This is a genomic window from Stenotrophomonas sp. EMP41 (genome assembly GCF_047495535.1).
Classification (GTDB): domain Bacteria; phylum Pseudomonadota; class Gammaproteobacteria; order Xanthomonadales; family Xanthomonadaceae; genus Stenotrophomonas; species Stenotrophomonas sepilia.
The window spans coordinates 385,589-402,902 of record NZ_CP179923.1 but is presented as its reverse complement, the minus strand read 5'-3'; the positions used below and the strand labels follow the sequence as shown (position 1 = coordinate 402,902).

19 protein-coding genes are annotated in these 17,314 nt (G+C 66.9%); 7 read left to right on the top strand and 12 right to left on the bottom strand.

Annotation, left to right across the window (positions count from 1 at the left end; genetic code table 11):
• Genes pdxA through ACMGRF_RS01745 form a run of 5 tightly spaced genes read left to right on the top strand, consistent with a single transcriptional unit; the run spans position 1 to position 3,860 of the window.
• On the top strand, positions 1-981 hold the full coding sequence (pdxA, locus tag ACMGRF_RS01765) for a 4-hydroxythreonine-4-phosphate dehydrogenase PdxA (RefSeq protein WP_099487843.1): 981 nt from the start codon (positions 1-3) through the stop codon (positions 979-981).
• On the top strand, positions 978-1,781 hold the full coding sequence (gene rsmA / locus ACMGRF_RS01760; protein ID WP_049414494.1) for a 16S rRNA (adenine(1518)-N(6)/adenine(1519)-N(6))-dimethyltransferase RsmA: 804 nt from the start codon (positions 978-980) through the stop codon (positions 1,779-1,781). The genes pdxA and rsmA overlap by 4 nt, the downstream gene beginning before the upstream one ends.
• A 13-nt stretch (positions 1,782-1,794) precedes the next feature.
• Positions 1,795-2,178, top strand: coding sequence for a Co2+/Mg2+ efflux protein ApaG (gene apaG, locus ACMGRF_RS01755; protein WP_008268668.1), 384 nt, complete (start codon positions 1,795-1,797; stop codon positions 2,176-2,178).
• Between the two features lie 15 nt (positions 2,179-2,193).
• Positions 2,194-3,216 (top strand): symmetrical bis(5'-nucleosyl)-tetraphosphatase, encoded by a 1,023-nt coding sequence (locus tag ACMGRF_RS01750; protein WP_049440145.1) that lies wholly within the window; start codon positions 2,194-2,196, stop codon positions 3,214-3,216.
• Positions 3,213-3,860 (top strand): DUF1287 domain-containing protein, encoded by a 648-nt coding sequence (locus ACMGRF_RS01745; RefSeq protein WP_414485593.1) that lies wholly within the window; start codon positions 3,213-3,215, stop codon positions 3,858-3,860. The genes ACMGRF_RS01750 and ACMGRF_RS01745 overlap by 4 nt, the downstream gene beginning before the upstream one ends.
• A 75-nt stretch (positions 3,861-3,935) precedes the next feature.
• Here the strand turns inward: ACMGRF_RS01745 and ACMGRF_RS01740 are convergent, their stop codons facing one another.
• From ACMGRF_RS01740 to ACMGRF_RS01715, 6 genes are read right to left on the bottom strand one after another with little or no spacing between them, the layout of a single operon-like run.
• Positions 3,936-4,427, bottom strand: a complete 492-nt coding sequence (locus ACMGRF_RS01740; protein ID WP_049414497.1) for a dihydrofolate reductase — start codon at positions 4,425-4,427, stop codon at positions 3,936-3,938.
• A 5-nt stretch (positions 4,428-4,432) separates the two neighbouring features.
• A complete protein-coding gene (locus ACMGRF_RS01735; protein ID WP_099494711.1) occupies positions 4,433-5,227 on the bottom strand; it encodes a thymidylate synthase in 795 nt (264 codons plus the stop codon).
• Positions 5,224-6,111 carry a prolipoprotein diacylglyceryl transferase gene (lgt, locus tag ACMGRF_RS01730; protein WP_005415341.1) on the bottom strand — a complete coding sequence of 296 codons (888 nt, stop codon included), beginning with the start codon at positions 6,109-6,111 and terminating at the stop codon, positions 5,224-5,226. The genes ACMGRF_RS01735 and lgt overlap by 4 nt, the downstream gene beginning before the upstream one ends.
• Before the next feature lie 51 nt (positions 6,112-6,162).
• Positions 6,163-6,657, bottom strand: a complete 495-nt coding sequence (locus ACMGRF_RS01725) for a TPM domain-containing protein (protein WP_414485592.1) — start codon at positions 6,655-6,657, stop codon at positions 6,163-6,165.
• Complete coding sequence (locus ACMGRF_RS01720) at positions 6,657-7,544, bottom strand: TPM domain-containing protein (RefSeq protein WP_414485591.1); 888 nt, start codon at positions 7,542-7,544, stop codon at positions 6,657-6,659. The genes ACMGRF_RS01725 and ACMGRF_RS01720 overlap by 1 nt, the downstream gene beginning before the upstream one ends.
• Positions 7,545-7,547: 3 nt before the next feature.
• A complete protein-coding gene (locus ACMGRF_RS01715) occupies positions 7,548-8,168 on the bottom strand; it encodes a LemA family protein (RefSeq protein ID WP_005415338.1) in 621 nt (206 codons plus the stop codon).
• Between the two features lie 362 nt (positions 8,169-8,530).
• Here ACMGRF_RS01715 and ACMGRF_RS01710 point away from each other — a divergent pair, with 362 nt between their 5' ends.
• A complete protein-coding gene (locus ACMGRF_RS01710) occupies positions 8,531-10,501 on the top strand; it encodes a hypothetical protein (protein ID WP_414485590.1) in 1,971 nt (656 codons plus the stop codon).
• A 311-nt stretch (positions 10,502-10,812) separates the two neighbouring features.
• Here ACMGRF_RS01710 and ACMGRF_RS01705 read toward each other — a convergent pair whose 3' ends face one another.
• The 3 genes from ACMGRF_RS01705 to ACMGRF_RS01695 form a co-directional block, all read right to left on the bottom strand.
• On the bottom strand, positions 10,813-11,973 hold the full coding sequence (locus tag ACMGRF_RS01705) for an MFS transporter (RefSeq protein WP_049416670.1): 1,161 nt from the start codon (positions 11,971-11,973) through the stop codon (positions 10,813-10,815).
• A 229-nt stretch (positions 11,974-12,202) separates the two neighbouring features.
• On the bottom strand, positions 12,203-12,952 hold the full coding sequence (locus ACMGRF_RS01700) for a TerC family protein (RefSeq protein WP_005415336.1): 750 nt from the start codon (positions 12,950-12,952) through the stop codon (positions 12,203-12,205).
• Between the two features lie 33 nt (positions 12,953-12,985).
• Entirely contained in the window at positions 12,986-13,381 is a 396-nt protein-coding gene (locus tag ACMGRF_RS01695; protein ID WP_134709401.1) for a diacylglycerol kinase, read from the bottom strand.
• A 212-nt stretch (positions 13,382-13,593) separates the two neighbouring features.
• Here ACMGRF_RS01695 and ACMGRF_RS01690 point away from each other — a divergent pair, with 212 nt between their 5' ends.
• Complete coding sequence (locus ACMGRF_RS01690; RefSeq protein ID WP_414485589.1) at positions 13,594-14,295, top strand: SGNH/GDSL hydrolase family protein; 702 nt, start codon at positions 13,594-13,596, stop codon at positions 14,293-14,295.
• Between the two features lie 134 nt (positions 14,296-14,429).
• Here the strand turns inward: ACMGRF_RS01690 and ACMGRF_RS01685 are convergent, their stop codons facing one another.
• The 3 genes from ACMGRF_RS01685 to ACMGRF_RS01675 all read right to left on the bottom strand — a co-directional run bounded on the left by ACMGRF_RS01685 (position 14,430) and on the right by ACMGRF_RS01675 (position 17,300).
• A complete protein-coding gene (locus ACMGRF_RS01685) occupies positions 14,430-15,701 on the bottom strand; it encodes a sensor histidine kinase (RefSeq protein ID WP_049414037.1) in 1,272 nt (423 codons plus the stop codon).
• Between the two features lie 153 nt (positions 15,702-15,854).
• Entirely contained in the window at positions 15,855-16,568 is a 714-nt protein-coding gene (locus tag ACMGRF_RS01680) for a response regulator transcription factor (protein ID WP_002811889.1), read from the bottom strand.
• A gap of 87 nt (positions 16,569-16,655) precedes the next feature.
• Positions 16,656-17,300 carry an arylesterase gene (locus ACMGRF_RS01675; RefSeq protein ID WP_099485346.1) on the bottom strand — a complete coding sequence of 215 codons (645 nt, stop codon included), beginning with the start codon at positions 17,298-17,300 and terminating at the stop codon, positions 16,656-16,658.
• Between the last annotated feature and the right edge of the window lie 14 nt (positions 17,301-17,314).

The window sequence follows — 17,314 nt, the reverse complement described above, 5'->3', positions numbered from 1 at the left end:
ATGCGCCCCGAGCTCGCTCTGGTACCGGGCGAGCCCGCCGGGATCGGCCCGGAGCTGTGTGTCCGCCTCGTCCAGCAGCCGCGTGAAGATTGCCGGCTGCTGGCCTTCGCCGACCCGGACACCCTGCGCGCGGCCGCAGCCGCGCTGAACCTGCCCCTGCAACTGCTGCCCGAGGACGCCGAAGCACGCGCCCCGGGCGATCTGCGCCTGCGCGCCGTCCGCAACGCGGCGCCCAGCCACTTCGGCCAGGCCGATCCGGCCAATGCCAGCGCGGTCATCGGTGCCCTGCTCGGCGCCGGCCAGGCCTGCCTGTCCGGTGAGCTGCACGGTGTGGTGACCGGCCCGGTACACAAGGCGGTCATCAACGAAGGCGGCATTGCCTACAGTGGTACCACTGAACTGCTGGCCGACCAGGCCGGAGTGAAGGTGGTGATGATGCTGGCCAATCACATTGTCCGCGTGGCGCTGGCCACCACCCACCTGCCGCTGCGCGAGGTGGCCGATGCGATCACCGCGCCCAGCCTGGAACACACCCTGCGCACGGTGCATGCCGCGCTGCGCCGCGAGTTCGGCCTGCCTGCGCCGCGCATCGCGGTGCTCGGGCTGAACCCGCATGCCGGCGAAGACGGCCACCTGGGCCGCGAAGAACTGGACCTGGTCATCCCGCTGCTGCAGCGCCTGCGTGCGGAGGGCATGGACCTGGTCGGGCCGCTGCCGGCCGACACCGCCTTCCTGCCGGCCAAGCTGGCCGGTTTCGACACCGTGCTGGCGATGTACCACGACCAGGGCCTGCCGGTGCTGAAGTATTCCGGCTTCGAGCAGGCGGTGAACCTGACCCTGGGCCTGCCCTACCCGCGCGTGGCGGTCGACCATGGCACCGCGCTGGACCTGGCCGGCCGCGGCATCGCCGATCCTTCCAGCCTGCAGGCGGCAACGACGCTGTGTGCGCAGCTGGCGCGGCAACGTACACTGAGCGCATGAATTCCCCGCATTCCCCCTCCGGCCCGGTGTTCACCGCACCGGCCAAGAAGCAGCTTGGCCAGCATTTCCTGGCCGATCGCCACTACATCGACAAGATCGTGATGGCGGTCAATCCGAAAGATGGTGACCGCCTGGTCGAGATCGGACCCGGCCAGGGCGCCATCACCCTGCCGCTGCTGCGCGTGCACCCGAAGCTGACGGTGATCGAGTTCGACCGCGACCTGATCGCGCCACTGACCGCTGCCGCCGAGCCGCTGGGCGAGCTGACCATCGTCCATCGCGACGTGCTGCGCGTGGACCTCACCGAACTGGCCGACGGCCAGCCGATCCGCCTGGTCGGCAACCTGCCCTACAACATCTCCTCGCCCATCCTGTTCCACGCGCTGGAGCATGCCGCGGTGATCCGCGACATGCACTTCATGCTGCAGAAGGAAGTGGTCGACCGCATGGCCGCCGGCCCCGGCAGCAAGGTGTATGGCCGCCTCAGCGTGATGCTGCAGGCCTACTGCCAGGTGACCTCGCTGTTCGTGGTGCCGCCGGGCGCGTTCCGGCCGCCGCCGAAGGTCGATTCGGCCGTGGTGCGGCTGGTGCCGCGTGATCCGGCCTCGATCAACATCAACGACCACACGCGCTTCGCCGAGGTGGTCAAGGCCGCCTTCGGGCAGCGCCGCAAGACCCTGCGCAATGCCCTGAACAACGTGGTGTCCGCCGAGCAGTTCATCGCCGCCGGCGTGCGTCCCGATGCCCGCGCCGAACAGCTGGACGTGGCCGAATTCATCGCTTTGGCCAATGCCTCCTGATTACACTGCCGGTATGGAAGACGCTGACGTATATGCCATCTCCGTCGAAGTCGCGCCGCGCTTCCTCGACGATCAATCCGCGCCGGAAGACGGTCGCTTTGCGTTCGCCTACACGATCCGCATCCACAACCAGGGGCGGGTCGCCGCACGCCTGGTCGCACGCCACTGGCGCATCACCGATGCCAACGGCCGTGTCGAGCATGTCGATGGCGACGGGGTGATCGGCGAGCAGCCGCGGCTGCGCCCCGGTGAAGACTTCCGTTACACGTCCGGTGTCATGCTGGGGACCGATCACGGGACGATGCAGGGGCACTACGACATGGTCGCCGACGATGGCACCGAATTTGCCGCGCCGGTCGCACCGTTCGTGCTGGCCGTCCCGCGTACCCTGCACTGACACGGAGGCCGAACGATGAGTGTGTGGGCGATCGGCGACCTGCAGGGCTGCTACGACGTTACCCAGCGGTTGCTGGAGAAGATCCGCTTCGACCCGGCCCAGGACACCCTGTGGTTCTGCGGCGACCTGGTCAACCGTGGCGGCCAGTCGCTGGAAACGCTGCGGCTGGTGCATTCGCTGCGCGAGCACAGCGTGGTGGTGCTGGGCAACCATGATCTTTCGCTGCTGGCCGTCGGTGCACGCACCGAAGAGGAGCAGCGCAAGGTCAACCCGGACCTGCTGCGCATCGTGCAGGCCGAGGACCGCGACGAACTGCTGGACTGGCTGCGCCTGCAGAAGCTGGTGCATGTGGATCGCGAGCTGGGCTGGATGATGGTGCACGCGGGCCTGGCGCCGAAGTGGACCACGCAGATGGCAGAGAAGCACGCCGCCGAAGTCGAGGTGCAGCTGCACGGCGCCGGCTACCGCAAGCTGTTCCGCAACATGTACGGCGACAAGCCAAGCTGGGCGCCGAACCTGTCCGGCTACGACCGTTCGCGCGCGATCATCAACGTGCTCACCCGCATGCGCTACTGCACCCCGCGCGGGCGCATCGGCATCGAGGACAAGGGCACCCCCGGCACGCAGGAACAGGGACTCTACCCCTGGTTCGAAGTACCGGGCCGGGTCGAGCGCGACCTCAAGATCGTCTGCGGCCACTGGTCGGCGCTGGGCCTGACCATCACCCAGGGCGTGCACGCCATCGACACCGGCGCAGTCTGGGGCGGCAAGCTGACCGCGATCCAGCTCGATACCGACGAGCTGCGCGTGGTGCAGGTGCCGGGCCGCGATGTACCGGCACCCGTACCCCACGCCCGCCCGCCGGCGCGACCGGCGCACGAGCGCCCCTCCGCTGCGGTGCAGGGCAAGGAACAGGGCGGCGGCAACGCCGCTGCTGCCAGCCCGGGCAACCGTGGTCCGCGCCGTCGTCGCCGTCGAGGTGGTGGTGGTGGAGGCTCCGGTGGACCCAACAACAACGGCGCCGCGCCGCAGGCATGACGCGGCGCGGCTGGGCACCAAGGAGGGTGCTGCTGCTGACGCTGGCCCTGGTCAGCGGCTGCCAGCCTGCTTCGGCCCCGGCTCCCACCGGCGGCGGAAATGCCGCCCCCACGCCATCGCAGCCACAGGCGCCTTCGCCGCCACTGGTGGCTGCAGCGCGTGCGCAGATCGGCGTCACCACCCGTTACGATCCCGCCTACCAGGTCCTGTCCTATCCCGGCGGCGACGTCCCGCTTGATCGCGGCGTGTGCACCGACGTGGTGGTGCGCGCCCTGCGCAGCCAGGGCCTGGACCTGCAGGCGCGCGTGCACGAAGACATGCGCGGCAACTTCAGCGCCTATCCGGCGATCTGGGGCCTGTCACGACCGGACCGCAACATTGATCATCGCCGCGTACCGAACCTGATGCGCTGGTTCGAACGGCAGGGCTGGCAGCAACCGATCACCGCCCTCGCCACCGACTATGCGGCCGGTGACATCGTGGCCTGGAAGCTCAACGGCAACGGTCTGCTGCATGTCGGCATCGTCTCCGACCGGAGGCTGGCCAATGGCACACCGCTGGTGCTGCACAACATCGCACGCGGCACGCGTGAAGAGAACCTGCTGTTCCAGCACGCGATCATCGGGCACTACCGGAGGCCGTAGGCAGGGCCACGCTCACCTACGGGAGGGGTCAGGCAACAGCAGCCGAGCATGGCTCGGCTCTACAGGAAACCATCCTCAGCGGCGCACGTAGTGCACGAAACGGAACGCGTAGGCATGGCGTTCATCGGCCGGGTGCGGCTCGCTGCTCACTTCCCGCCAGTCCTGCACGTCCACCTCGGGGAAATGGGTATCCGCGGGGACTTCGGCATCGACCCAGGTCAGGTACAGGTCGCTGGCCTGGTCGAGCAGCTGACGGAAAATCTCACCGCCGCCGATGATGCACAGCTCGCTGGCGCCCTCGCCTTCGGCAATCGCCTTCGCCTCGTCCAGCGACGCCACCGCGCGCATGCCCGCGAACGGCACCTGGCCGCTGCGGGTCAGCACCAGGTTGGTCCGCCCCGGCAGTACGCGGCCGATCGACTCGGCCGTCCTGCGCCCCATCAGGATCGGCTTGCCCAGGGTGAGCGCCTTGAAGTGCTTGAAATCATCCGGCAGGTGCCAGGGCATGGCATTGCCCTGGCCGATGCCCCGGTTGCGGTCCAGCGCCACGATCATCGAGAGCTTCATGGCACTCACACCGCCACCGGCGCCTTGATCGCCGGGTGCGGGTCATAGCCGTCGATGCGGATGTCGTCGAACCGGAAGCCGAACAGGTCGGTCACCTCCGGGTTCAACCACAGCCTCGGCAGCGCGCGCGGTTCACGCGAAAGCTGCTCGCGCGCCTGCTCGAAGTGGTTCGAATACAGGTGCGCGTCGCCCAGCGTATGCACGAAGTCGCCCACGCCCAGGCCGGTGGCCTGCGCCACCATGTGGGTCAGCAGCGCATAGCTGGCGATGTTGAACGGCACGCCGAGGAAGATGTCGCCGCTGCGCTGGTACAGCTGGCAGCTGAGCTTGCCGTCCACCACGTAGAACTGGAACAGGTTGTGGCACGGCATCAGCGCCATCTGCGAAAGCTCGCCCACGTTCCAGGCGCTGACCACCAGCCGGCGCGAATCGGGGTTGCGCTTGATCTCGTCCACCAGCCACTGCATCTGGTCGATCTCGCGGCCATCGGCGGTGGCCCAGCTGCGCCACTGCTTGCCGTAGACCGGACCGAGGTCGCCGTTCTCGTCGGCCCACTCGTCCCAGATGCGTACCTGGTTGTCCTTCAGGTAGCCGATGTTGGTATCGCCCTTCAGGAACCACAGCAGCTCGTGGATGATCGAGCGCAGGTGCAGCTTCTTGGTGGTGACCAGCGGGAAACCTTCATTGAGGTCGAAGCGCATCTGCCAGCCGAACACGCTGCGGGTGCCGGTGCCGGTGCGGTCGCTCTTCTGCGCGCCATGTTCCAGCACATGCGCGAGCAGGTCCAGGTAGGCCTTCATGCCTTGCCCTCCGCTGCCATCACCGGTTGCGGCTGCAGCACCGGCGCGCGGCGCGACATCGCCAGCAGCACCAGGCCGAAGGCGATGAGCGGCAGGCTGAGGATCTGACCACGGGTCAGCCAGTCGAAGGCCACGTAGACGCCGTTGTCGGGCATGCGTACGAATTCGACGGCGAAGCGGAACAGGCCGTACATCAGCGCGAACAGGCCGCCGACCAGGTAGCGGTGGCGCGGCTTGGCCGACACCGTCCACAGCACCACGAACATCACCAGGCCTTCCAGGAACGCTTCATACAGCTGCGAGGGATGGCGGGCGAACTGGTTCAGCGCGCCGGTGGCGAACTGCGCCTGCAGGGTCGCGTGGTCGAGCTGGTTTAGCGGCGCCGGCAGGCCGGACGGGAACACCACGCCCCACGTGCCGTCGGTGTACTTGCCCCACAGCTCGGCACCGATGAAGTTGCCGATGCGGCCAAAACCCAAGCCCAGCGGTACCAGCGGCGCCATGAAATCCATGGTGTCGAAGAAGTGCAGCGCGTGCTTGCGCGACCACCACCAGCAGGCACCCAGCACGCCCAGCAGGCCGCCATGGAAGCTCATGCCACCGTCCCACACCTTGAACAGCAGCAGCGGGTTGTGCAGGAAATCGCCCAGCGCGTAGAACAGCATGTAGCCGATGCGGCCGCCCAGCACCACGCCGAGCATGGCGTAGAACAACAGGTCGGAGAAGCCGTTGGCATCGACGCCCGGCAGGCGCCCGGCCGCGATGCGCGTGCGGCCCAGCAGCCAGGCCGCAGTGAAGCCCAGCAGGTACATGATGCCGTACCAATGCACCTTGATCGGCCCCAGCGAGAGGGCGATGGGGTCGATGTCGTGGAAATAGATCATGGAAGGTGCCTTGCGGTTGAACGCCTATTCTCGGGCCAGTGCCGCCCCGGCTCAACCAAGAAGCTGGGGCGAGTTCGGCAACGCGTCATCGTTCGACCGCGTCGAGGCCGGAAAGTGCCCTTCGATCAGGCTGGAGACCTCGTCGATGGCATCCTGCAGCGCTTCCACCGGATGGGAACCACGCAGGCCCTCGCGCAGATGGGTGCAGACCCGCTGCCACTGCGCCGGGCTGACCCGGCCATGCAGGCCTCGGTCGGCGACGATCTCGATGGCATGGTCGGCCAGCAGCAGGTAGATCAGCACGCCGTTGTTGTGGGCGGTATCCCAGGTGCGCAGGCGTGCGAAGGCATGCTCGGCGGCCTGCCTCGGGGTGACCTTGTGCCACAACGCGGCCAGCGGCAGATCGGCCTCCACAGCGAACATCACCTGACCGCCGTGGCACTGCTCACCGGCGGCGATGGCCTCGGTGATCGCCTGCAGCGTGGCTGGCGGGAAGGCACGCCGTACCGAGGGCGAGAATACATGGCGGAACAGACGTTGGATCATCACCAGCCTCCCGAAGCGCCACCGCCACCGGAACGGCCACCGCCGCCGCCCCAGCCGCCACCACCGCCGAATCCACCACCACCGCCGAAGCCGCCTCCCCCGCCCCAGCTGCCGCCGCCCCAGCCACCACCGCCGGCAAAGCGCCCCGGATGGCCGGACAGCATCGCCACGATCAGGCCAACCACGCCGGCCAGGCCACTGGCCAGCAGGGTGGAGGTGAACAGGAACGCCGCCACGGCTGCGCCAGCGCCGCCGAGCAGGCCACGCAGCGGGCGCGGCACGCGCGCGAACACGCCGCGCAGGATGCTGCCGGCGAACACACCGATGAACAGCGCCAGAAACCAGGTATCGCCGCCGGCACCCGGCTCGCGCCCACGATGGCCACTGACCGGTGCCGGCAGCGTTTCGCCATCGATCAGCTTGACCAGCACGGCGGTGGCATCGGTGATGCCCCCGGCGTAGTCGCCGGCGCGGAAGCGCGGCACCAGGTACTCCTGGATGACCCGGTTGGCGATGGCATCGGGAATCGCGCCTTCCAGGCCGTAGCCCGGCTCGATCCGCACGCGCCGGTCGTCCTTGGCCACCACCAGCAGCACGCCGTCATCCACGCCCTTGCGGCCGATCTGCCACTGGTCGAAGACCCGCGTGGTGTACTGGGCGATGTCTTCCGGCTGGGTGGTGGGTACCACCAGCACCTGCAGCTGGCTGCCCTTGCGCTGCTGAAGGTCAAGCGCCTGCTGTACCAGCACCTGCTTCTGCGCGGCATCCAGCGTGCCGGTGGTGTCGACCACCGGCGAATCCAGCGTCGGAACCGGCGCCAGCTGCTGGGCGTGCGATGCCAGCGGCAGCCACAGCAGCAGGGCCAGCAGCGCAGTGGTCAGGCGCATCGGTCAGTGGCCCGGCTGCGGTGCCGGCTGCTGCTGCGGCGCGTTGCCGAAATCCACCGCCGGTGCGTTGGAGATCTGCGCTTCGTTGTCCACGGTGAAGTTCGGCTTGGTCTTGTAGCCGAAGATCTTGGCGGTGATCACCTGCGGGAACGAACGGATGTAGGTGTTGTAGTCCTGCACCTGCTGGATGTAACGACCACGCGCAACCGTGATCCGGTTTTCGGTGCCTTCCAGCTGGGCCTGCAGGTCGCGGAAGTTCTGGTCGGACTTCAGCACCGGGTAGTTCTCGGTCACCACCAGCAGCCGCGACAGCGCGCTACCCAGTTCGCCCTGGGCCTGCTGGAACTGCTTGAGCGAGGCTTCGTCGTCGGCGTTGACGTTGATCTGGCCGACGCGCGAACGGGCGTTGGTGACTTCGGTCAGCACGCGCTCTTCCTGGCTGGCAAAGCCCTTCACCGTCTGCACCAGGTTGGGCACCAGATCGGCGCGGCGCTTGTACTGGTTGAGCACTTCTGACCAGCTGGCCTTGACCGCCTCATCCTTCTGCTGGATGGCGTTGTAGCCGCAGCCGGACAGCAGGGAGGCCAGCAGCATCAGGGGCAGGACACGGGTGAACAGGCGCATGGCGGAGGTTCCGGGTGGGCTTGGCGCCGAGCATGCCATGGTCGGTGTTAATGAGCGTGTGGAGATGAACAGGAATCCTGCAGGGCCAATGGGTCCAGGCCAGCAGGGCGCTGATGCCAACGGTCTGGCGCATTGCCTGGGCTGGCTCAGAGCGCCCGCGCCGGGCCCGCGAGCGGCCCTGCCTTTGGCTTCCACCTCCCGCCGGCAAGGTCCCCCGAGCGGTCGATTGCGAGCCCATTTCGTACTTGTTGCATGGCCCAGCACAAATTCCGCATCAGATAGTACAGGGATCCCGCACGTGAACCGCCTGCTCCGCTCAGAGGCAGCAGCCATCGGTCGGGAAATGGACATCGACCTCGATCATGCACAAGATTCTTCCAACAGCAGCGATCATCGCTCTGCTCATGCCAACGGCTTGCGCCCAGCCAGCCCCGGATCCCACGCGGGGCGCTCCGACGTCCACGCCCGTCCTCATTGCGCCAGACGATACCCAAGCCCGGGACATGCTGCTTCACGTGGGGCGTGACAGCTACATGGGCAGGGCCTATATCGTGTCAGCGTCGACGCAGGAGGTCAGTACCACGCTCCGCGCGCGAAGCTATTTTTCCAGCGCATTCCGCCTGAGGGATGACACTCAACCTATCCTGGGAGACATGGAGCGGGAGTGGATGAAGGTCTACGGACACTTCCACCCTGGGAAGAGTGCAGTCGCGTTTGCGCAGAACCTTGCTGCAATTGATGTGGCGGCATCGACGGGGGTCATTGCGCCCGAAGAGAAATCGCGCTGGCGCACTCACATGGAACAGCTGTCTCCATCCGACCTCGATCCCACGGGCGCCGAATTCACTGATCTGACTGTGGATCGGCGGACATTCTCCAGTTCTTACACTGACACCTCGCGACGCAGGTCAGGCGATAAGCACGTTGTCCTGATCGATCTCACGGATCTGGCAGGCACTCCTTCGCAGACGCTGGTCTGGTATGCAGAGAGGCGCCATGAGCAGCGACGCCTCAAATGGAAAGCCTTCGCCTCCATTCCCGGGGTCACCGCTGTCCCCTACCCTCACTGGGAAACCCAGCTGATCACCGAAAATGACGCCAGCCAGGAGTTTGCAGCCCAGGTGCGGGCGCTGGTGTCGACCTTCCCGGCGGGCCCCGAAGCTTCATTGGATGTCCTCTCGGATCTGCTCAGTTCAAACGACGAGCCACCGGTGCAGCACATCGCCCCGCGCGCGCCCGTGGATGGCGCGACGATGATGCTGCGATGGCTTCCGATCCAGGGAATTCAACCAGGCAGCAGCTCTGGCCAGATTCGTTCGCTGGCCAAGGATCAGTTCCATGTGACGTCAGGCACCGACAGTTCATACGGTTACATCGTCGCGAAGAAGGATGAGGGCATCGACGCCTGGCAGATGGATGAAAGCCAGCGGGTCATCCAGACGAAGGTCGACCAGAAGGGACGCTTATGGGTGCTGACAACAATCGAACCGCGCCTGACGCGACAGATTCTCACGGTCTGTCCTGTACGGATCAACGGCAATGCGAATGGGTCGATCCGAAGCGACCGTTGCATGCAGAGCACCATGGATCAGCGGTGGCACCTCGATCGCGACGGCAACTCCTATCTTTACTCGGAGTCTCATATGGCGACGGAGGAGCGCTTCCCCGAGCGGATCATGGACACAGGATCAGGAGACGCCATCGAGATGAAGGCGCTCTGGAAAGACAGAACCAACTTGAGGCGGCGCGTCTTTGGCTGCATGCAATCCTGCTCCTCAGGTCCGGCACCGGATCTGGGTGACGGACTGTTCTGGTTCACGAGTTGCGGTCTGGTTGGTGTTGCACCTGCGTCAGGCGATGTGGCCAACAGCTTTCCACTGAGGTCGGCAGGCACTGAACGCTTGGTGTTTGGGAGCGCTGCGGGCGACTGGGTCGCCGAAGAGGTTCGTGATCCACCAGAGCAGAGGGACGTTCTTCGCATTCATCGTCTTTCCACCGGGGAAGCGGCATTTGAGGTGGAACGAAAAACCGGTACTCAGGCACTGGCACGCACGGCTCACGGCAGGCTGCTCGCGATGACGGTTACAGGCGCTTCGCCGGGCCGTTACGTCGATGTCTGGCGCATGGATTCCGGCAGGCACGTCTCACGTCTCGGCGTTCCTGAGGGAATCGCATTGAAATCCCTTGCATTCAATCGAGCCGGGACGGAGCTGTGGGTTCATGCGCATCGACTCGCCGGCGAGGACGCCGGCGTACTTATCTGGCCGGTGCCGGAATCGCTGCAGGACCCTGCTGACGGAAACTGGAGCCCTGATGAGGCCGTATTGGAATAGCACCAGGCAGTCAGTTCCATCCACGCAGTCGTCCCGGCAGAAGCCCATGCTCCAGGCATTCGTGCCGACCAACGGTCGGCACCCACCATCAGCAGCAGGTTCCAACAACTCGCAGAAAACTGTCGAAGGCTGGGTGGGTCCGGTGGCGGGGGTGTCCGCGGCATGGATGCCGCGGCCAAGCCCCCAGGGACGGGTTTACGGCGCCCCCCGCCACCGGACCCACCCCGCCATCCCACGGATAGCCAGCTTTTGACGTTGACGTTGATTGCAGCGGGTGCAGGGCTGCAAGCCCTGCCGGAAACCCTCTCCCCTCAGCAGGCCTCGGCCACCGCAGTGCGGGGACGCCCCAGCCACGCCAGCAGCAGGCCCGATGCCGCCAGCAGGCCACCGGCCACCGGAATCGCGGCGTAGCCCAGGCCCGAGCTGATCACCGCACCGCCCAGCGCCGCACCCACCGCATTGCCCAGGTTGAACGCCCCCACGTTGATCGACGACGCCAGGCCCGGCGCCTCGCTGGCCACCTGCATCACCCGGATCTGCAGCGGCGGCACGAGGGCGAAGGTCGCCGCACCGAACAGCAGTACGCCCAGCGCCGCAGTGGCGTGGCTCATGAAGGCCAGCGGCAGCACGAACATCAGCACCGCCAGGGCAGCCAGCAGGATGCGGGTGGCGCCATCGAGCGACCAGTCAGCCATGCGCCCGCCGATGCCGTTGCCGAGGGTGAAGCCGATGCCGATCAGGGCCAGCGACATCGCGATGAAGGCATTGGACGCACCGGTCAGCTCGGTCAGCACCGGTGCGACGTAGGTGTACAGCGTGAACATCGCGCCCGCGCCCAGCACGGTGGTGGCCATCGCCAGCAGCACCTGCGGCTGCAGGATCGCCTTCAGTTCGCGGCGCACGTCCGGGCGCGGCCCCGGTGCGGACGCCGGCAGCGCCAGGCCCAGCGCAGTGATCGCGACCAGGCCCAGCGCCGCAGTACCGGCGAAGGACAGGCGCCAGCCCAGCTGCTGGCCGACCCAGGTCGCCAGCGGCACGCCGCCGATGTTGGCGATGGTCAGGCCCATGAACATGGTGGCCACGGCCGCAGCCTGCTTTTCCTTCGGCACCAGGCTGGCGGCGACCACCGCACCAATGCCGAAGAAGGCACCATGGTTGAGGCTGGTGACCAGCCGCGACAGCAGCAGCAGTCCGTAGTTCGGGGCCAGCGCGGACAGCAGGTTGCCGACCACGAAGATCGACATCAGCAGCATCAGCGCGGTGCGCTTGCCGAAACGGCCCATCAGCAGGGTCATCACCGGCGCGCCCAGCATCACGCCCACGGCATAGGCGGTGATCAGCATGCCCGCAGTGGGGATGCCAACGCCGACGCCGTCGGCGATGACCGGCAACAGGCCCATCGGGGCAAACTCGGTGGTTCCGATGGCGAAGGCGCCAACGGCAAGCGCCAGCAAGGCGGCTCTGGAATTCATGGGGGCAGTCCTGGGGGGCGGGAATCGGGAGTGCGTAGCCTGCGCGCTTTGCTGCGCCGGATTAAGCCTCGCCCCGGGAAAACACTGTTGATCCTGGTTCACAAGTGGAGGCCGGAACGCAGCCACAAGTGCAAAAACCGCAGTGCCGCTGCAGAGCCAAACCTCCCCCACAACGCAGAACCCCCGGCATTGCCGGGGGTTCTGAGGGACGCACACGCCTGTGGCGCGCTTACCAGTTACCGGCGCCCGGAACGTTGTGCTCGCGGGCGCGGCGGCGCATCAGCAGGTTCAGCCACTCCACCAGCACCGAGAAGCCCATCGCGGCGTAGATGTAGGGCTTGGGCACGTGTACGTCCAGGCCATCGAGGATCAGCACCGCGCCGATCATCAGGATGAAGGCGAGCGCCAGCATCTTCACGGTCGGGTTGGCATCGATGAAGCGGCCCAGCGGGTTGGCGGCCAGCAGCATCACCATCACCGACAGCAGGATCGCGGCGACCATCACCGGAATGTGGTCGGCGATGCCGACGGCGGTGATCACCGAGTCCAGCGAAAACACGATGTCGATCACCGCGATCTGCGCGATCACGTAGCCGAACACGGCCGAGGCCTTGGTGGTGCTGGGATCTTCATCCTCGCCACCGCTGATCAGTTCCTTGATCTCCATGCAGCCCTTGATGATCAGGAACAGGCCGCCGACGATCAGCACCAGGTCACGGATGGAGATGCCCATGCCGGCCACGGTGAACAGGTTGGCCGCCATGTGCGCCAGGTAGGCCAGCGAGACCAGCAGGCCGATGCGGGTAATGCAGGCCACCGCGATGCCGAGCTTGCGGGCGAACGGGCGGCGCTCTTCCGGCAGCTTGCTGACGGCAATGGAAATGAACACCAGGTTGTCGATGCCGAGCACGATTTCCAGCGCGCTGAGCGTGAACAGGGTCACCCAGGCATTGGGGTCGGCGAGGAACTCAAAGGACATGGAAACTCTTCAAGGCAGTGGGGGAATGGGGTTTCAGCCGTAGGTGCCGGCCAGTGCGTGCGGAACCACGACCAGCGCCCAGCACAGCAGCACGTTCATCATCAGCACGAACACCGCCGCCGAGCCCATGTCCTTGGCGCGGCCGGCCAGTTCGTGAATCTCGCTGCCGTAGCGTTCGATCACCGCTTCGATGGCCGAGTTGGCCAGCTCCATCGCCAGCACCAGCAGCATCGAGCCGATCAGCAGCGCGCGTTCGACCGGCGTCTGGCCCAGCCAGACCGCGATCGGCGTCAGCAGGATCAGCAGGTAGACCTCAAGCCGGAACGAGGACTCGTGCAGCCAGGCAGCGCGGAGGCCCTGCCAGGACCAGCGGGCGGCCTGGAAGATGCGGCGCGGGCCGCGCGGCAGGTGGCCGAACTGATCAGCCACGGGTGGGATATCCAGCAACGGGGGCGCGGCGCAGCGACCGCTCAGACGCACGGCAGGGAATCATGGGTGCACAGGAATAGGCAGATGGCGGCCATTTTGCCACAAGGCCGCCAACCGCAGCCCGCGCCGGCCCGCTGAAAGGCCTGCCAGGGGCAAGCACCGGCCCGGGCATGCTCCTATGATGGGTGCCCCCTTGCCTGCTGGAGCGCCTGATGTCCCGTCGCCGTACCTGCCTGCTGATGCTGGGCCTGCTGACTGCCGCACCGCTGGCCCAGGCGCTGAGCCCGGCCAAGTCGCCCCGGGTGCCCGAACAGGTCTCCAACGTGGCCTGGGCCGGTGACATGGCCCGCTTCGTCGGCGCCGACCAGTCCAACCCGCCGCCGCGCGGTGGCATCGAGTTCATCGGCAGCTCCTCGATCCGCTTCTGGGAGAGCCTGGCCACCGACTTCCCTGGCCAGCCAGTGTTCAACCGCGGCTTCGGCGGCTCGGAAGTACGCGACAGCACCTGGTACGCCGACCGCATCGTGGTGCCGTATGCGCCCTGCAAGGTGTTCTTCTACGCGGGCGACAACGACCTCAACAGTGGCCGCAGCCCCGTGCAGGTGCGCGACGACGTGGTTGCCTTCGTGCAACGCGTGCATCGCGACCTGCCGAAGACCAAAGTGGAGTACCTGTCGATCAAGCCGAGCCCGTCGCGCGCGCACCTGCTGCCGGCGATCAACGAAGCCAACACGCTGATCAAGGCTGCACTGGCGAGGCTGCCCAATACCGGCTTCACCGACATCTACACGCCGATGCTCGGCGCCGATGGCCAGCCGGATGCGACGCTGTTCCGCGAGGACATGCTGCACATGACCCCGGCCGGTTACGCAATCTGGACCAAGGCGCTGGCGCCGAAGGTCAACTGCAACTGAGGGACTGCGGACGCCGCAACGCGCCCGCGCACGCCTTCCGGTCGATGCCAACCTTGGTTGGCATCGGGCACCGGCGTGAATCCTGTTGAAAGCGCCGACCAAGGTCGGCATCTACCGAGGCAGCAGGTGCCGCGTCAGCGGAATACCACCGTGGCCTCGGTGCCCTTGCCCGGCTCGCTGGCCAGGCTGACCTTCCAGCCAAAGCGGTCGCACAGCCGGCGCACGATCGACAGGCCCAGGCCGGTGCCCTGCGGACGGCTCGGCTCGGCGCGGTAGAACGGTTCAAACGCGCGCGACAGCGCCTCGGCGGACATGCCGATGCCGGTATCGCGCACCACCACCCGGTCATTGAGCACGTGCACGTCGATACGCCCTTCGTCGGTGTAGCTGCAGGCATTGCGCACCAGGTTGCTGACCACCACCTGCAGCACCCGCGGCGGTGCGTGCAGCTGTACCGGGCCTTCACCGTGCAGGTGCACCGATACGGGCCGGTTGCCCAGCAGCTCGTTGGCATTGTCCACCTCGTGGCGGACGATGTCGTTGACGTCGAACAGCTCGATCTGCGGTTCGACATCGGCCTCGCGGGCCAGGATCAGGAACGCGTCGATCACCGCTTCCATGTCACGGCCGGCGCGCTGGATGCGCTGCAGGCTGCGGCGCAGGCGCGGCTGCAGGGTTTCATCGCCCAGGGCCATGTCGCTGGCCACGCGGATGACGGTCAACGGCGTGCGCAGCTCATGGCTGGCATCGCGGGTGAAGTTGCGCTCGCGCGCGACGTGCGCGCTGACCCGGTTGGCCAGCGAATGCAGCGCAGCGGCCAGCTGCCGGGTCTCGCCCTGCATGTCCGCCGGCAGCTTGTTCGGCTCCAGATCGGCCGCTTCGGGGTGGCCCGGGTCCCAGCGCGAGACGCGCCGCGCCAGCCAGTTCACCGGCGACACCAGTCGCTTGGAGGCACGGTAGGTGACCCAGCTGGCGCCATACACCGCCAACAGGGTCAGCAGCACCGGCACGATGCCGAACCAGAACGCCAGCATCTCCGCGCGCGAGCGCAGGAACACCAGGTACAGGCGACCGGCAGGGCGCACGTCGACCAGCACCAGCTGGTCGTCCTGGGGCAGCTCGTGGAAGCCAGGCTCCAGGGTGCGCAGGTTGGCCGGCAATGACAGTGCCGACTGCCCGCTTTCCAGCAGGTAGCCGCGGATGTTGTGGGTGTTCGGCGGCGGCTGCACCGGCGACGCCTCGTGCAGCGTCCAGTAATAGGCCGCTTCCTCGCGCAGGGCGGCACCGACCAGGCTGTGCTTGATCACCAGCGAGACCAGCCAGGCACCGAGCAGGATGCCCAGGCTGGCCAGAACTGCCTGCAGGATGAAGGCGATACGGATCTTGCGCGGCAGGCCGTGCGGCATTGCGGGGTCCCGGTCAGAGCGCTGCGATTATAGGCAGCGCGCTGCGCCGTAGTCGTGCACGGAGGATGACCGGCGGCAACGCCGGCCGGTCACCCGTGCCCGGTGCGGGGTCGTTGCCCGGCCGGGCCTGATGCTGCACAGGCCGGGCCCCGATCAGGCCATCGGCTGGGCAATATCGGCAATGCGGTAGCCGGCGCTCTGCACGGTGTGCAGCAGCGGACGGTCGAACGGCTTGTCGATGATCTTGCGCAGGTTGTACAGATGGCTGCGCAGGGTGTCCGAATCCGGCAGGCCATTGCCCCAGATCTCGCGTTCGATCTCCTGGCGGGTGACCACGCGCGGCGATTCGCGCATCAGGATGGTCAGCAGGCGCAGGCCGATCGGCGACAGCTGCAGCTCGGTGCCGGCACGGGTAGCCCGCATGCTGACCGGATCGAGCACCAGGTCGGCGACCTTGAGCACCTCCGAACCGACCTGGCGGCGTTCGCGACGGATCAGCGCGCGCAGGCGGGCTTCCAGCTCCTGGATCGCGAACGGCTTGGTCAGGTAGTCATCGGCGCCGAACCCGAGGCCGGTGAGCTTGTCGTCCAGCGTGTCGCGTGCGGTGAGCATCAGCACCGGCGTGGACTTGCGCGCGTCGTTGCGCAGGCGACGGCACACTTCGATGCCATCCAGGCGCGGCAACATGAGATCGAGCACCACGACGTCATAGCTGTTTTCCGCCGCGAGGCGGTAGCCATCCAGGCCGTCCTGTGCATAGTCGACTTCGAAGCCGCGACCTTCCAGGTATTCGCCGATCATCTCGGAGATGTTGCGGTTGTCTTCGACCACCAGCACCAAGCCGGAGGTCTCCTTCGTCTGACGCATGTGATTCCCTCTAACTTCAGCTTTGTGAAACATGCCGGATCGACGGTGGACGCGATGTGAAGTTCCGTCAAGAGGTACACAAACGGTTCAGAGCAGCGGCCTGAGCAGCGGCCAGACATTGTCCAGCAGCTTCGGCTGCGCCTGCGCCGTGGGGTGCAGGCCGTCGGCCTGCATCATGCCCGGCTGCAGGGCCACGCCCTCCAGCAGGAACGGCAGCAGCGGCACCTTGTACTGCGTGGCCAGCGCCTTGTAGGCCGCGGCCAGGCGCTGGCGGTAGGCCGGTCCGTAGTTGGGGGGCACGTCGATGCCCAGCAGCAGCACCTTGGCACCGGCCTTCTGGCTGGCCTGCACCATTTTTCCCAGGTTGCCCTGCACCTGCGCCGGGGTCAGCCCGCGCAGCGCGTCATTGCCGCCCAGCGCGATCACCACCACGGTCGGCTTCTCCCTGGCCAGCAGGCCCGGCAGGCGGGTCAGCGCGCCGGCGGTGGTTTCCCCGCTCATGCTGGCGTTGACGATGCGCGCCGGGGTTTTCGACTGCTGCCTGACCCGCTGTTGCAGCAAGCTGACCCAGCCGGCGTCGGCAGGGATATTGTGGGCGGCACTGAGGCTGTCGCCGAGCACCAGCACGGTCCCGGCCGGACCTTTGGCACAGGCCAGCCCCGGCAACAGCAGCAACCCTAGCAGCAGCACCATCATCGCGCCGGCTCGCCGGCTCCATCCCGTCTTGCGCATTGGAGTCTCCTCAT